Source organism: Mesorhizobium sp. WSM4820, assembly GCF_055811075.1.
Window position 1 is genome coordinate 200,325 of sequence record NZ_JBVVQN010000005.1, and the last position, 13,420, is coordinate 213,744.

The following is a 13,420-nucleotide window of genomic DNA, read 5'->3' on the forward strand; positions in this document are numbered from 1 at the left end:
CGATGGCACCGGTCTATGTAAGAACCAGGCTCCCACATCGCGACAGGCAGGATCATGACCACACATTCGCGCGACGTTTCCGCAACGATCGACCCGGTGAAGCTCGACAGGCTGGCAGAAGTCGCCATCAAGGTCGGGCTGCAATTGCAGCCGGGACAGGACCTGGTGCTGACATCGTCGATCGCAGCGCTGCCTTTGACGCGACGGATCGTCGAGCAAGCCTACAAGGCCGGCGCCGGCCTGGTGACGCCGATCTTCAACGACGACGAGATGACGCTGGCACGTTTTCGCCATGGCGCTGACGCCGGCTTCGACCACGCCGCCGGCTGGCTCTATGAGGGCATGGCGAAGGCCTTCGCCAACAACGCGGCGCGGCTGGCCGTGCGCGGCGAGGATCCGTCGCTGCTGTCGGCACAGGACCCGGCGAAAGTGGCGCGCGCCAACAAGGCGAACTCGATCGCCTACCAGCCGGCACTGGAAAAGATCACCGGCTTCGACATCAACTGGAACATCGTCGCCTACCCCGACCTGGCCTGGGCCAGGCAGGTGTTTCCGGGCGATAGCGACGACGTCGCGATGGCGAAGCTCGCCGACGCGATCTTTGCCGCCTCACGGGTCGATGTGGACGACCCGATCGGCAACTGGAAGGCGCACAATGCGGCGCTTCGCAGCCGCACCGAATGGCTGAACGGCCATAATTTCCATGCGCTGCATTTCACCGGACCCGGCACCGACCTGACGGTCGGCCTGGCCGACGGCCATGAATGGATGGGCGGCGCCTCGACTGCCAGGAACGGCATCACCTGCAACCCGAACATCCCGACCGAGGAGGTTTTCACCACGCCGCATGCAAGGCGCGTCGAGGGGCATGTCTCCTCGACCAAGCCGTTGTCCTACCAGGGCACGCTGATCGACGAGATATCGGTGCGCTTCGAGGAAGGCAGGATCGTCGAGGCAAAGGCTTCGAAGGGCGAGGATGTGCTGAAAAAAGTGCTCGACACCGATGAAGGCGCACGCCGGCTCGGCGAGGTCGCCCTGGTGCCGCATTCCTCGCCGATCGCGGCGAGCGGCCTGCTGTTCTTCAACACGCTGTTCGACGAGAATGCCGCCTGCCATATCGCGCTCGGCCAGTGCTATTCGAAGTGCTTTGTCGACGGAGCCTCGCTCACTCAGGACGAGATCGCGGCGCGTGGCGGCAACAAGAGCTTCATCCATATCGACTGGATGATCGGTTCGGACAAGATCGACATCGACGGCGTCGGCAAGGACGGCGGCCGCGTGCCGGTCATGCGCAAGGGCGAGTGGGCGTAAGGGCGAGTGGGGGCGTAAGCAGCCGCCAGCAAGCCGTGATGGCCAGCAAGACGACATGGCCAGCAAGACGACATGGCGGCCAACCCCGGAGTTGGCAATGAAACTCGATATCAGGGTCAAACGCATCTACGAGCCGCCCTCGCCTGGCGATGGGCAGCGGGTGCTCATAGACCGCCTATGGCCGCGCGGCGTCCGCAAGGAAGACGCCGCGCTGACGCTATGGCTGAAGACCGTCGCGCCAAGCGATGAATTGCGCAAATGGTTCGGCCACGATCCGACGCGGTGGATGGAGTTCCAGCAGCGCTATCGCGGCGAGCTCGACAGGAACAGCGAGGCGGTCGGCCAGTTGCGCGCCCTGCTCGACAACGGCCGGGTGACGCTGCTCTACGGCGCCCAGGACGACATGCACAACAACGCAGTGGCTTTGGCTGATTATCTCAGCCTGAAGGGCTGAGGCAGCGCGTGCTGCCTATCTCTAGGGAGTGCGGGATGACTTATCATCTGGCTGCCAACAATCACTCTCATGTCGCAGATGTCAGCACCGCGCGAAGCCAATCTGGGTGTTCCCATCTATGATTCGATAGCGGCCGCAGTCAGTCAGCCAGGCGGGACAAAGGCAACCGTTGGCAAACTTAACCGAAGGGCGAGATTATGACCGAAGGGGAAAGAAAGCCGCCTGCTGGCCAAACTGCCGGAAAGAATTGGGGTAATCTGGTTGCGTGGGCTGTGGTGATCTGCCTCGGCTTGATGATAGCTTGGGAGGTGTTCCAGCGTGTTGTTCTCTTTCTCATAATCGTCACCGGCAACTTCGCTCCATAACTGGGGCAGGTGCTTCATCATGCCCAGCCGGAGCACGAACCGCTTCCGGCAGTACAATAGGTCGCCTATTCGTCACTGAAACCCAGCAGTGACGCGTGGCGTATGTGGGCGTGGTCGCCGCGAAGATGTTTGACACGCAGCTTTATGCCGGGCTTGACCCACTGAGCCTCCGGCTTCTCCTTCATCACCTCCGGCCTCGACCCGGCATGATCCTGGACACGCTTCCACAGCCGATCCTTCATGTCTCGGCCCAAGGTGATGAAGGCCGAGCCACGATATTTCCCGGTGCCGGGCTCGGCCAAATAGGCGAATGCCGCCTTACCTCGCTCGCGCTTGACACCGAGCAATTCGAATTCATCTTCCGTGAAGCTCTTGGTCTTCAGCCAGTTCGTCGTTGGACCGCTGCGATATTTGCTGTCAGCGCGCTTCGAGACGATCCCTTCGAACCCAGCCTGGTCGGCGAGGTAGAAGATCGCCTTGGCGTCGCCAGGCATGGCCTCGCTGAACTGAATCCGGCTGTTCGGCTGGATGATGCCATGGAGAATTTCGCGGCGCGCTTTACAGCCGAGGTCGCGCAGATCGTGGCCGTCCAGGTGCAGAATGTCGAAGGCACCGAGATACATGGCATAGGGGTTGTTGTGGACGGCATTTTGGAGCGCATTGAAGTCGGGCAGACCGGCCTCATTGATGACAATCGCCTCGCCGTCGATGATCGCGTTCTTGACATCAAGCTCCAGCGCTGCGTCCACGAGCCCTGCATACTTCTTCGTCCAGTCCGCACCGGTTTTCGTATAGACGCGGATATCCTCGGGGCTGTTGATGACGATCTGGGAACGGTAGCCGTCGAGCTTGATTTCGTGAATCCAGTTTTCACCCTCGGGCGGCTTGGCGACCAGCGTGGACTCCATCGGGGGGATAAACGCCAGCCTCGCGGCGATGCAATCCGATCTCGCAGCAGGTCTGCGTAGGAGATGCTGCACGGGCCGAACCTTCAGCCGGTGCCATTGTTCCGCACGGAGGGCAAAAAGGGACGCGCCCGTCAGTGACGGAGGGCTTCCCAAATGAGCAACCCGAGCATCAGAACAAACATGACAGCGATCCCGCGTTTTAGAATTGGAGTGAGCCCGTATTTCTCGAACGCCCGCTGCAAACGTTCGCTGCTTTCGACGGGGTGTAATGGATCGACGCGGGTGTCCTCTTTGAATTGGAGTTCAATTCTTTTTTGCAACTCAGTTGGCTCTCTTTTCCACATTTGGTGCTCCCCAGACCAGCTCAGCCCAATAGAGCGCGCTCTGCCGCTGCCATCTGCCCGCCATCATCACTACCTGATCTGTATATGAATATGGTCGTCGTGGCGGGCGGCGCGGCATCCCTGAAACCGGATATGGCTGTCGGTCGTGCCCAGCGCATTCCTAATATGCGGTTCCAGGAAGATCTTATCCAGCCCGAACCTTTCGACGCCTTTCGTGGAAAGCCAATGGAGGGAGAAGGCCGTGCGCCGCTTTTCGATTTGATAGCCGGGAAAGAATGGCTGCAGCCACTCGAGATCCCACCGCGCAGTGATGAAGTCGTTCCTTCCTTCACAGGGCTGTTCGTCGCCCGCCGCCGGTTCCTCGAAGGCAAAATACCCGATCGGGGACCTCGCTACGCCATTCAGGAAGTTGCCTTGCGGGGTCTTATAGTAGAATGCGAGATCGAGTTTCTTGCCATCGGCATGGGAAAGATGTGGAAGCAGCGGAAAACCGTCCCAAAAGGGAAAGTTTCCATCCAGTGCGACTGTGGTAGTGCCAGGGAATTCGCGGTCCACATCTTCCGCAAGCGCCGTGACGAGATCATGCATGGGCGGCGCCACGTAGTTGCGGTTGAGCAAGCAATAGATCGGCGACTTCACGACAAGACGGACCATCTCGTTTGGAAAGCAGGATAGAGGAACCCGCCCGAATATCGGTGCAACAAAGCTCGCGGCAAATGCTGTAGCGGCGTAGAAAAGGATGAACATCCCAAATTTTGCCGCGAGGCGCCGCGTACCCAAAGCGTGGGTTGCGAGCAAAGCCAGAAGATAGGCAAGGCCACCGATCTGGGTCACGATTGTCAGCGCGACAAAGATGAGAAACCGGCAAACGCGAGGTAATGAAAGCATTGATCTAAGTATCGAATTTCCATTGTTGCGGGACGTTGGATTTGGACGATACCTCACTTGGCCGCCGACACAACGTCCGCTGTTGGGCAGACCTCTTTGCGACCTGGTCCTAGATGGACCAGTCGCCCAGTTGTCGTCCGAGTAGACGTCGAGCATCTCGACCGTTTCGCGCTTGGGGGTGCTCATCATGCCGCCACTTGCAGAGGCACGACGTTCGAAACGCCCGTGCAGTAATTGCCCCAAGCCCGCATGATCTTGATGCGCTCCCCAAACATTTCGGCGCGGTCATAGGACTGCTGGGTCTTGGTGCCGACGACGTGCGCAAGGCAAAGCTCGGCGGCATCGTTATCGAACTTGTGCTCCTTCGCCCATGTGCGGAACGAGGCGCGCATGCCCATGCTGGGTGGCGATGCCCTGCAGGGCCAGCAGACCGCCGCGCGAGCGGTCCTTGGTGATCATGTCGTTGAGCGCCGTCTCGCCGACCGCCTGACCCTTCTTCGTGCCAGCGAACACGTAGTCGTTGCCGAGGTCGCATCGACGCCGCCGTCGCTGGTCTCAGGCGACACGCAGTTCCGTGGCCGCATCGAAGAGGTGCACCTTGCCCGGCAGCACCGAAAGATTGATCGCGGCGCCGGCGTTGCGGCGCTCGTCACGCGGCACCACGGCGACGGCGTCGTATCCGGCCACGCGCAAATGAATCTGGACATCGGCGCCGGTCGTTTCGGACAGCACGACCTCGCCCTTGATCTCACCCGTATCCGAAATGCCGAGATCGTGTGGCCGCACCCCCATGATGACTTTTTGGCCTGGTTTTGCCTTGATCTGCGGTGACAGGCCGATCGACACGCCTTCGGCGACGAAGCGAGGACTGCCGCCTGTGGTCTCGACAGCGCCGGCGATGAAGTTCATCGACGGCGAGCCGATGAAATCAGCGACATATTTCGAATTCGGGCGCTCGTAGACCTCGTCGGGCGTGCCGATCTGCATGATCCTGCCGGCGTGCATCAGCACGATCTTGTCGGCCATCGTCATCGCCTCGATCTGGTCGTGGGTGACGTAGATCGTGGTGGTGCCGAGACGATTGTGGAGTTGGCGGATTTCCACGCGCATATGCGTGCGCAGCTTGGCGTCGAGATTGGAGAGCGGCTCGTCGAAAAGGAAGACGGCGGCATTGCGCACCATGGCGCGGCCCATGGCGACGCGCTGGCGCTGGCCACCCGACAGTTCCTTGGGATAGCGCCCGAGGTAGGGCGTAAGGTTCAGGATTTCCGCCGCCCATTCGACCTTCTTCCTGATCTCCGTCTTTGGCACTTTCGCCACTTCGAGGCTGAAGCCGATATTGTCGAACACCTTCATTGTCGGATAGAGCGCGTAGTTCTGGAACACCATCGCGATGTCGCGATCGCGCGGGTGAACGTCATTGACCCGCCTGTCGCCGATCAAAAGGTCACCGTTGGTCACACGCTCGAGCCCGGCTGTCATGCGAAGGAGCGTGGTCTTGCCGCAGCCCGACGGCCCAAGAAGCACGACGAATTCGCGGTCGGCAATGCCGAAGGAGATATCCTTCATCACCTCGACATGGCCGAAACTCTTGGCGATGTTCTTATATTCTACGGTGGCCATTCTCTGTCTCCAGACGCCCGGGTCAGGGTCGTCAGTATTTCTGCCTGGTCGGCGTGATGACGATTTCCTGCACGAGAGCGTTTTGTGGCAGCTGGTAGGTGTGCAGCATGAGGTCAGCGACGTGCTCCGGGCCGATGCCGCCGCCGATCTTGAGCTTGTTGGCCTTGTAGTTGGCGAGTGTCTGCGGATCGAGGACACCGCTCAGAACCTCGGTTTCGATCACCCCGGGCGAAAGCACGACGACGCGGACGTCATAGTCGGAAAGATAGTCGCGCAGCGATTCCGACACGGCGTGAACGAAGAATTTCGTCCCGCAGTAGACCGTATGATCCGGATAGACTTTTCGGCCGGCGATCGAACTCATCATGAACAGCGTTCCATGACGGCGCTCCATCATGCCCGACATCACGGCGTGGACCGAATTCAGCACGCCTTTGGTGTTGATGTCGATCATCTCGTCCCATTCCTCGGGCGGCTGGCGGCCTATGTCGGCAAGCCGCGCAATGCCGGCATTGGCAAACAGCATGTCGACCGGTCCGTATTCGGCTTCCGCCTCCTTCACGGCAGCCGCGATCGCGGCGCGGTCGCGGACATCGACCTGCCGAGCCATGCTGTCGGGCAGGTTCAGCGCCTCCATGCGCTCCAGACGGCGGGCCATCATCAAAACAGGGTGGCCGGCGCGGGAAAACGCCTTGGCGACCGCCTCGCCGATACCTGAACTGGCTCCTGTCACTGCTACGAGCTGTTTTCCAGCCATGGCTTTCCTCAATCGAAATTGTCGATACCCCGGGCTGGCGGCCTTCGGGCAGCCAGCCCGGGGGAAGACTCAGCCCTTGGCGACGAGATCGTCGACCTGGGTTTTCAGGGCGTCGAGCGACTCCTTGGCCGAGCCCGACTGGCCGGCGAAGTATTTGCCCAGCGCAACCGGGATCATGTCGCTCGAGAGTTCTGCCCATGCCGGCAGGTCGGGCTCGGATCCCATGTAGTTGGCGATGGTGTCGCGCACGACCGGCAAGTGGCGGGTCGTGCCGGCGCCGACACGCGCATTGGCCAGCACGCGCGGATCGTCATAGACGCTGGTGCGCGTTGGCCCGGTACCGCCACCCAGAACCGTTATCAGCGCTTGGGTATCGGCTGAGGTCGCCCACTGCATGAATATCCAGGCGGCGTCCGGGCTCTTCGAGTATTTCGATACCGCGAGCGAAGAGCCGCCCTGGTGACCAACGCCCGGAATCTCGCCGAACCCGGTCTGCTCGACGGTGCGCAGCGTCGCGGCAGGTTTCGGCGGAACCATCGCTTCCATCAGGCCCGAGACCTTGGAGGCCTTGGGATCGTCGAAGAACGGGAAGAATTCGCCCCAGGACAGCATCGAGGCGGCGACGCCCTGGCCGACCGACTGGCCCTCGCCATCCCATGTCCAGCCGTCGACGCCGGGCGGCATCGTCGCCTTGAGCTTGTCCCAGTAGGCCATGGCGGCCAAGCCGGCGTCGTCATTGCCGGTGAACTTGCCGTCGGGGCCGAAAATCGAACCGCCATGGCCCCAAAGCCACGCCGTCCAATCGCATTCGAGGCTGTAATGGCCCGATTTCATCTGGCCGCTGGTGCCGTACATGTTCGGGCCCTTGGCGTCGGTGATCGCCGCAGACGCCTTCAGCAAATCGTCCAGCGTCGCCGGAGGCGGCAGCTTGAGCTCGTCCCAGACGTCCTTGCGGTACTGCATGATGAAGATCGGGATGTCGTAGGGTACGCCGACCATGCGGTCCTCGTACATGGCGATACCGTCGACGAGCGGCTTCAGGAAGTCGTCGATGTTGTAGTTCGGCATCGCCAGGTCGGCGTTCTTGAGCTGCTCGCGCGGATCGAAGACGTCCTGGCTGAAGCTCGCCGCCCAGCTCTGGTCGATATAGTAGAGGTCGTAAGTGCCGAGGCTCGAAGCCACGTCAAGGGTCAGCTTCTGCAGCACCTGCTCGAGCGGCAGCACTTCGATCTCGACCTTGATGCCGGTAGCCTCCTCGAAATACTGCTTGAGCTGCGTGGCGATGGCATTCGACGGCGGTGTCGATTCGGTGGCGAGACGAAGCGTCGTTCCGGCAAAGGGCTTGCCGACATCCGAGAGCCATTTGGTGATTTCGGCGCTGGGCTTCAGTTCCTGTTCCTGAGCCGATGCCTGGCTGATGCCGTAGAACGGACGCCGTCCCAGGCCCATGCCGAGCGCGCCGGCGCCGAGGCCGAGAATGCCTGCTGCGCGAAGAAACGAGCGGCGGTCCATCTGTCCGCGAACGAAGCGGTCGGTGACAGAGGCAAGATGCGTCTTTCTGATGCTGTCTTTCATTGTCTACTCCTCCGGTTTAATTCGCGATTTTCTCAAGGCTGCGAATTCGAGCCTCCCATCTATTGTTTCAACGATCCCATCGTGAGACCGCGCACGAGGTGCTTCTGAACCAACAGAATGAAGATGAAAGCGGGAATGATGGAGGCGGCGCCAAGCGCGGCCATGTTGCCCCAGGCGGTGCCGATCGAGGTGACGAAGGTCGACGAGACGACAGGCACGGTCTTGACCGACGTGGTGGTCAGGGTCAGCGCAAACAGGAATTCGGTCCAGCTGAAGATGAAGCAGAGCACCGCAGTGGCGGCAATGCCGCCCTTGGCCATCGGCAGCACGATCCTGCGAAAAATCATGAAGCGGCTGGCGCCGTCGACGATGGCGCTCTCGTCGATCTCGGAAGGAATGTCGTCGAAGAAGCTCTTCATCAGGAGGACGGCGAGCGGCAGGTTCATCAGCGCGTGGATCAGCACCATGCCGGTATAGGTGTCGATGAGACCGAAATTCTTGTAGATGAAGAACATCGGCACCGCGACCGCGACGGGCGGCATCATGCGCGTCGACAACACCCAGCCGACGAAACTGTGCCGGCCGCGGAAGTTCATGCGCGACAGGGCATAGGCGGCAAGCGTGGCAATGGCGACAGCGAGCACGGTCGACAGCGTCGCGATGACAATCGAATCCCAGACGCGCGGCGCCATGTAGAAATTGCCGCCGCCCGGCGTCACGGTGATGCCGCCGCTGCCCAGCGAAATCCCGAACACCTTCTGGAAATTGTCGAAGGTCGGCGTGAAGGCGAACAGTTTCGGCGGCCGGTTGAAGATGTCGTTGCCGTGTTTGAACGCCACCGACGTCCAGTAGTAGATCGGAAAAAAGAAGATCGCGACCACAACCCAGGCGGCGATGGTGCGAAGCATGCGGGTCGAGAAGGAGCCGTTCATTCTACCACCTCACCTTGGCGATACGGATGAAGAGGTTGGCAATGATGAGGATGATCACCAGGGTGACGAGGCTGAGCGTGGCTCCATAGCCCCATTTTACGAAGCTGAACGTCTGCTGCCATGCATAGAGGGACAGCGAGTAGGTCGACGCTCCCGGCCCGCCGGAGGTCATGACGAAGACGTAGTCGAAGACGCGGAACAGATCGATGCCGCGGACCAACACGGCGATGGCGATCACCTTCGACATCATCGGCAGGGTGATGCGCCGGAAGATCTGGAACGACGACGCGCCGTCGATCATCGCGGCCTCGTAAGGCTCCGGCGGAAGCGCCCTGAGACCGGCGAGGAAGATGAGCACCATGAACGGCGTCCACTGCCAGATTTCCGCGACGAGAACGCCGGCAAGCGCGGTCGACGCGGTGGCGAGGATGGGGTTGTTCGAATTGAGCAGTCCGATCGACTGCAGGAGATAGCTGATCACGCCGAACTGCGGATCCTCCATCAGCAGATACATCATGCCGACAATGGCCGGCGGGATGACGAGCGTCATCGTCAGCACGCCGCGCAGGAATCCGAAACCGAAGCCGTCGCTGTCGAGGAGCAGCGCGATCGCCATGCCGAGCACCAGCTCGAAGATCAGCGCGATGGCGAAATAGGTGAAGGTGATGACGAGCGACTGCCAGAACCGCGTGTCGTTCCACAGCTGCACCCAGTTTTCCGTTCCGACGAATTCGAGCGCCCGCCGGCGCGGGACGAACTCGTGGAAGCTCAGCCAGATGTTGTAGATGAGGGGGTAAACCGTGAAGACAAGCAGGATGGCCACCAGCGGCAGCAGCCAGGGCAGCGGGTGATCCGAAATGACGAAACGTCTGGCTTGGGCAACCCGCACGCGTTCCTCCCGAACCGCTTCGTTTTGCGATGCACAAATGTTCATATCTTGTGCATTTGTTCAAATGCTATATCGTCGCCCTGTCTGTGGCAAGCACTTGTTGGCCGGCTACAGCGGCATTCGGATGGGTGCGCCACAAGCATCGGAGGACCCTCATGACGTCGATCGGTCTGCTGGCACGGGTTGCCCATCAGTATTTCGTGCTGGGCGAAACGCAGCAGGCCATCGCCGAGCGGCTGCAGATCAACCGCACCAAGATCCACAGGCTGCTGGCCGAGGCGAAGGAGCGCGGCATCGTCTCGATCCGCATCAATGCCGGGACGTCCCAGGCGCTCGAAATGGAAGAACAGCTCAGGCGGAAGTACCGGCTCGACATATGCAGCGTCACACCTGATGACACCGGGTCGGAACTCGGGCTCTCCGAAGTGATCGGCATCTATGCCGCGCAGACGGTCGAGACGCTGCTCAGGGACGACATGACGGTCGCCATGGCGTGGGGCCGAACCATGCGATGGCTCGCTTCCAACATCGAGCCGGTGGCGCTCAGGAACGTTACCGTCGTGCCGCTTCTCGGCTCGCTGTCGCGCCGGTCGTCGATCGACAAATACGACGCGGCCGCCGTCTTTGCCCAGCGCACCCAGGCCGAATCCTACTATCTCCCCGGACCGATCATCTGCGACAGCCGCGAAAGCCGCGAGACGATCCTGCAGCAACCGAGCGCGCGCGAGGTTATCCAGAAGGCGCTGAACGCCGACCTGGCGCTGATGAGCGTCGGTGGCACAACCAGTTCGACGCTGCGGAGCGTCGGCTACATGACCGACGAGGAATTCGACGATGTCCTGAGACTGAAGCCGATCGGGAACTTTCTCGGCTATTTCTTCGACCGGGACGCCGAACTCGTCGACCATCCCGTCAACGAACGCATTGTCGGGGTCTATCCCAGCGACACGCTGAACATTCCCAAGCGCATCCTCGTTTCCGGCGGAAAGAACAAGGTCGGCATCATGACCAAGCTCCTGGAAAAGGGATTCTTCACCGGCCTTATCACCGACCAGGGGACGGGCAGTTCGCTGTGACCGGCCGGGGTTGCGGCGGCAGCCGAAGCTGCCGTGCGATGTTGCCTGGCGCATCGCGCCCGCTTGCCTAAGCCGTCCCTGGTTCGGTTCCATCGCCTGCAGAACATCCTTTGCGTCTTTTGCAGTCCGCATTTTTCGCGCCCGCCGATCAGCCCAATCCCGACCTCCGGTTCGCCAGGATCACGTCGGCAATCTCGACGAAGCCGCGGCCACCCCGCGACCTGGCGACGAAAGCGGGTTCGGCGTCGATCTGTCCCTGGAAATCCACCACATTCGCGACCCCGAACGCGTTCGGAAAGAACCCGAACATCGGGGCGTCGTTCGGGCTGTCCCCGACGAAAGCATAGGCCTGCCTTTCAGCATCGAGATCGGTTGCCAGCCTCTCGCTTGCAAAGCGGCGCGTCATCGCCAGTTTGTCGTATCGGCCAAACCAGCCGTTCACATGGATCGACGAAATCTTGGCGACAGCGCCGGCCTCCTCGAAAATCTGCTTGATGCGCCTGGCATCGGACAGCGGCAGCGCCGGTACATCCTCGCAAAAGTCGATGGCCAGGTCGGCTTCGCGATATTGCTGGTCGGCGGATACCGCCGAACCCGGCACCTCCTCGACAATGCGCTTTTCCAGTTCGGTGAGCCTGCGCCTGTTTTCCCGGCGTTCGTCAGCGCTCGCCGCGAAAACCCGGATCATCTTTCGCGTTGCCTGGTCATAAGCGAAGTAAAAAGCGCCGTTTTCGCCGACCACGCCGGTGACCGGCCAGAACCGGGCAATCATGTCGCACCAGCCTGCCGGTCTCCCGGTAATGGGAGCAACGACAAGGCCCGCCTCGTGCAGGCGTTCGAGCGCACGGTAGGCGTCGGCCGGAAGACGACCCTCGGTGGTCAAGGTGTCGTCGATATCGCAGAAGACGCCGCGAATGCGCGATGCAGTTTCGGGTCCGAATTCGGCGAGGTCGCGCATCCGGTCAGGCTTCCCCACGCGCAAAATCCTCCAGCATTGCTGCATCCGCAGCAATGTCGAGGAACGAGAAGCGATTGCGCATCTCCCGGCAATGAACGACGGCTTCGCGATAGAAATCGGCCGGCGTGCCCAATTCGGCCGCTGAAATCGGCCCGCCGGTCGATTTCAGCAGGCGCTGCATCTCGTCGACAGGCACCATGAATTGCTTGAGCTCCTGCCTGAGTGTCGGCCACAGCTCCTGCAGCCGCTCGTTGAATGCCGCGGCGGCAGTCTCGTCGAAGGCCTTCTTCTTCAGTTCGTCGAGACATTGTGCGGCGACAGCCGGGCCCATGCGACGGTTCATGTCGTCAGGATCGATCTTCGTCGCCTTCACCAACGGCGGCTTGTCGCTTGCAAGCATTGCCTGCTGCAATCGCGCCATGGTGAGCGAAGCGACGCCGACCTGGGTGCCGTGCAGCGTGCCGGGGTGACGCTCGCCGGCGAAACAGTCGATGTAGTGCGATATCTGATGCTCGCCCATGGAGCCGTGATTGGAGACGCCGGTGAAGGAAATTCCGAGACCGCAGAGCGTCAGCACGCGATAGAGGTAGCCATTGGCCTCGATGTCGTGTTCGGCAAGATTTCCGGCACGCTTGTTGAGCGCCGTCTCATCCTTTTCCTGGATGAGAAACGGGACCTGATGGTAGGCCGTGCCAAGCAAGCGGTGCGACATCCACCAGTCGATCTGGGCGACCGAGCGGCAAAGGCAGTCACCGAACCCCGCCGCAGACAGATAGGTCGGGGCGGCAGCGGAGACGCCAAGATCGACGAAAAAGCCTGATGGGGCGTGGGAAGGCAGCGATACCTTCAGGCCGCTTTCCAGTGTGATGGACGCGGTCGTCGATGTGTAGCCGTTCATCGAACCGGCCGTCCCGAACACGCAATAGCGCCGTCCATTCCTTCCCGTGACGAACTTGCAGAGATCGTTGATGGTGCCGGAACCGACCGCGACCACGGCATCCGCATCGGCGAGTTTGACGGCCAGGCTTTCGACATTGGCCATGTCGGCATGCGGGTGATCCAGGATCACCACATCGACAGGGCCGAGCGTCTTCAGTTCGCGCGCAACGCGCTCGCCAAGCGCCCCATAGGTGGCGGCATCCGCAACAACCGTGAACCGCTCGCCCAGATCGAGCTCCGAAACCAGATCGGCCGCCCGCCCGTCGAGGCTTTCTTCGATGACAATCCGGTCATACGGCACCACGGCCTTTTTCCCGGTCTCCGGGTTGGTCCAGCGCCCGTCCAGAATGTCGTCGATCAATGCCGTCCAGGATCCGGCTGCCGGATTGGTCATGACGTCC

At 61.3% G+C, this 13,420-nt stretch carries 16 protein-coding genes; 3 read left to right on the forward strand and 13 right to left on the reverse strand.

Features of this window, described 5'->3' with window-relative positions; translation table 11 throughout:
- Positions 1–54 precede the first annotated feature (54 nt).
- The gene (locus AC0L2R_RS10830; protein WP_473508782.1) at positions 55–1,311 is read left to right on the forward strand and encodes an aminopeptidase; all 1,257 of its coding nucleotides are present in this window, start codon (positions 55–57) and stop codon (positions 1,309–1,311) included.
- Between the two features lie 97 nt (positions 1,312–1,408).
- Positions 1,409–1,765 (forward strand): DUF488 domain-containing protein, encoded by a 357-nt coding sequence (locus tag AC0L2R_RS10835; protein ID WP_473508783.1) that lies wholly within the window; start codon positions 1,409–1,411, stop codon positions 1,763–1,765.
- 143 nt (positions 1,766–1,908) lie between these two features.
- On the opposite strand, the gene AC0L2R_RS10840 is transcribed toward AC0L2R_RS10835, so the two are convergent.
- From AC0L2R_RS10840 to AC0L2R_RS10890, 11 genes are all read right to left on the reverse strand, one after another.
- Positions 1,909–2,166 (reverse strand): hypothetical protein, encoded by a 258-nt coding sequence (locus AC0L2R_RS10840; RefSeq protein WP_473508784.1) that lies wholly within the window; start codon positions 2,164–2,166, stop codon positions 1,909–1,911.
- Positions 2,167–2,195: 29 nt separating this feature from the next.
- Positions 2,196–3,038 carry an ATP-dependent DNA ligase gene (locus AC0L2R_RS10845; protein WP_473508785.1) on the reverse strand — a complete coding sequence of 281 codons (843 nt, stop codon included), beginning with the start codon at positions 3,036–3,038 and terminating at the stop codon, positions 2,196–2,198.
- A 131-nt stretch (positions 3,039–3,169) separates the two neighbouring features.
- Positions 3,170–3,382, reverse strand: coding sequence for a hypothetical protein (locus AC0L2R_RS10850; RefSeq protein WP_473508786.1), 213 nt, complete (start codon positions 3,380–3,382; stop codon positions 3,170–3,172).
- Positions 3,383–3,451: 69 nt separating this feature from the next.
- Positions 3,452–4,270, reverse strand: a complete 819-nt coding sequence (locus AC0L2R_RS10855) for a hypothetical protein (protein WP_473508787.1) — start codon at positions 4,268–4,270, stop codon at positions 3,452–3,454.
- Positions 4,271–4,455: 185 nt separating this feature from the next.
- Positions 4,456–4,662, reverse strand: coding sequence for a hypothetical protein (locus AC0L2R_RS10860; protein WP_473494420.1), 207 nt, complete (start codon positions 4,660–4,662; stop codon positions 4,456–4,458).
- The gene (locus AC0L2R_RS10865) at positions 4,616–4,783 is read right to left on the reverse strand and encodes a hypothetical protein (protein WP_473508788.1); all 168 of its coding nucleotides are present in this window, start codon (positions 4,781–4,783) and stop codon (positions 4,616–4,618) included. The genes AC0L2R_RS10860 and AC0L2R_RS10865 overlap by 47 nt, the downstream gene beginning before the upstream one ends.
- A gap of 42 nt (positions 4,784–4,825) precedes the next feature.
- Complete coding sequence (locus AC0L2R_RS10870; protein WP_473508789.1) at positions 4,826–5,893, reverse strand: ABC transporter ATP-binding protein; 1,068 nt, start codon at positions 5,891–5,893, stop codon at positions 4,826–4,828.
- A 31-nt stretch (positions 5,894–5,924) separates the two neighbouring features.
- Entirely contained in the window at positions 5,925–6,650 is a 726-nt protein-coding gene (locus AC0L2R_RS10875) for an SDR family oxidoreductase (protein ID WP_473508790.1), read from the reverse strand.
- A 69-nt stretch (positions 6,651–6,719) separates the two neighbouring features.
- Positions 6,720–8,225, reverse strand: a complete 1,506-nt coding sequence (locus tag AC0L2R_RS10880; protein ID WP_287049622.1) for an ABC transporter substrate-binding protein — start codon at positions 8,223–8,225, stop codon at positions 6,720–6,722.
- Positions 8,226–8,284: 59 nt separating this feature from the next.
- Positions 8,285–9,157 carry a carbohydrate ABC transporter permease gene (locus tag AC0L2R_RS10885; protein ID WP_077381408.1) on the reverse strand — a complete coding sequence of 291 codons (873 nt, stop codon included), beginning with the start codon at positions 9,155–9,157 and terminating at the stop codon, positions 8,285–8,287.
- 1 nt (position 9,158) lies between these two features.
- Positions 9,159–10,046, reverse strand: coding sequence for a carbohydrate ABC transporter permease (locus tag AC0L2R_RS10890; protein WP_473508791.1), 888 nt, complete (start codon positions 10,044–10,046; stop codon positions 9,159–9,161).
- A gap of 155 nt (positions 10,047–10,201) precedes the next feature.
- On the opposite strand from AC0L2R_RS10890, the gene AC0L2R_RS10895 reads away from it, so the two are divergent.
- Positions 10,202–11,122, forward strand: coding sequence for a sugar-binding transcriptional regulator (locus AC0L2R_RS10895; protein ID WP_473508792.1), 921 nt, complete (start codon positions 10,202–10,204; stop codon positions 11,120–11,122).
- A gap of 148 nt (positions 11,123–11,270) precedes the next feature.
- On the opposite strand, the gene AC0L2R_RS10900 is transcribed toward AC0L2R_RS10895, so the two are convergent.
- Together AC0L2R_RS10900 and AC0L2R_RS10905 are read right to left on the reverse strand one after the other, a co-directional pair.
- Positions 11,271–12,080 (reverse strand): HAD-IIB family hydrolase, encoded by an 810-nt coding sequence (locus tag AC0L2R_RS10900; RefSeq protein ID WP_473508964.1) that lies wholly within the window; start codon positions 12,078–12,080, stop codon positions 11,271–11,273.
- Between the two features lie 4 nt (positions 12,081–12,084).
- On the reverse strand, positions 12,085–13,413 hold the full coding sequence (locus AC0L2R_RS10905) for a sn-glycerol-1-phosphate dehydrogenase (protein WP_473508793.1): 1,329 nt from the start codon (positions 13,411–13,413) through the stop codon (positions 12,085–12,087).
- Positions 13,414–13,420: the final 7 nt, after the last annotated feature.

Excerpts from the sequence above, each read along its gene's own strand:
- AC0L2R_RS10830 (WP_473508782.1), top strand. The coding sequence starts at position 55 with ATGACCACACATTCGCGCGACGTTTCCGCAACGATCGACCCGGTGAAG.
- AC0L2R_RS10835 (WP_473508783.1), top strand. The coding sequence starts at position 1,409 with ATGAAACTCGATATCAGGGTCAAACGCATCTACGAGCCGCCCTCGCCT.
- AC0L2R_RS10845 (WP_473508785.1), bottom strand. The coding sequence starts at position 3,038 with ATGGAGTCCACGCTGGTCGCCAAGCCGCCCGAGGGTGAAAACTGGATT.
- AC0L2R_RS10850 (WP_473508786.1), bottom strand. The coding sequence starts at position 3,382 with ATGTGGAAAAGAGAGCCAACTGAGTTGCAAAAAAGAATTGAACTCCAA.
- AC0L2R_RS10855 (WP_473508787.1), bottom strand. The coding sequence starts at position 4,270 with ATGCTTTCATTACCTCGCGTTTGCCGGTTTCTCATCTTTGTCGCGCTG.
- AC0L2R_RS10860 (WP_473494420.1), bottom strand. The coding sequence starts at position 4,662 with ATGCGCGCCTCGTTCCGCACATGGGCGAAGGAGCACAAGTTCGATAAC.
- AC0L2R_RS10870 (WP_473508789.1), bottom strand. The coding sequence starts at position 5,893 with ATGGCCACCGTAGAATATAAGAACATCGCCAAGAGTTTCGGCCATGTC.
- AC0L2R_RS10875 (WP_473508790.1), bottom strand. The coding sequence starts at position 6,650 with ATGGCTGGAAAACAGCTCGTAGCAGTGACAGGAGCCAGTTCAGGTATC.
- AC0L2R_RS10880 (WP_287049622.1), bottom strand. The coding sequence starts at position 8,225 with ATGAAAGACAGCATCAGAAAGACGCATCTTGCCTCTGTCACCGACCGC.
- AC0L2R_RS10885 (WP_077381408.1), bottom strand. The coding sequence starts at position 9,157 with ATGAACGGCTCCTTCTCGACCCGCATGCTTCGCACCATCGCCGCCTGG.
- AC0L2R_RS10895 (WP_473508792.1), top strand. The coding sequence starts at position 10,202 with ATGACGTCGATCGGTCTGCTGGCACGGGTTGCCCATCAGTATTTCGTG.
- AC0L2R_RS10900 (WP_473508964.1), bottom strand. The coding sequence starts at position 12,080 with ATGCGCGACCTCGCCGAATTCGGACCCGAAACTGCATCGCGCATTCGC.
- AC0L2R_RS10905 (WP_473508793.1), bottom strand. The coding sequence starts at position 13,413 with ATGACCAATCCGGCAGCCGGATCCTGGACGGCATTGATCGACGACATT.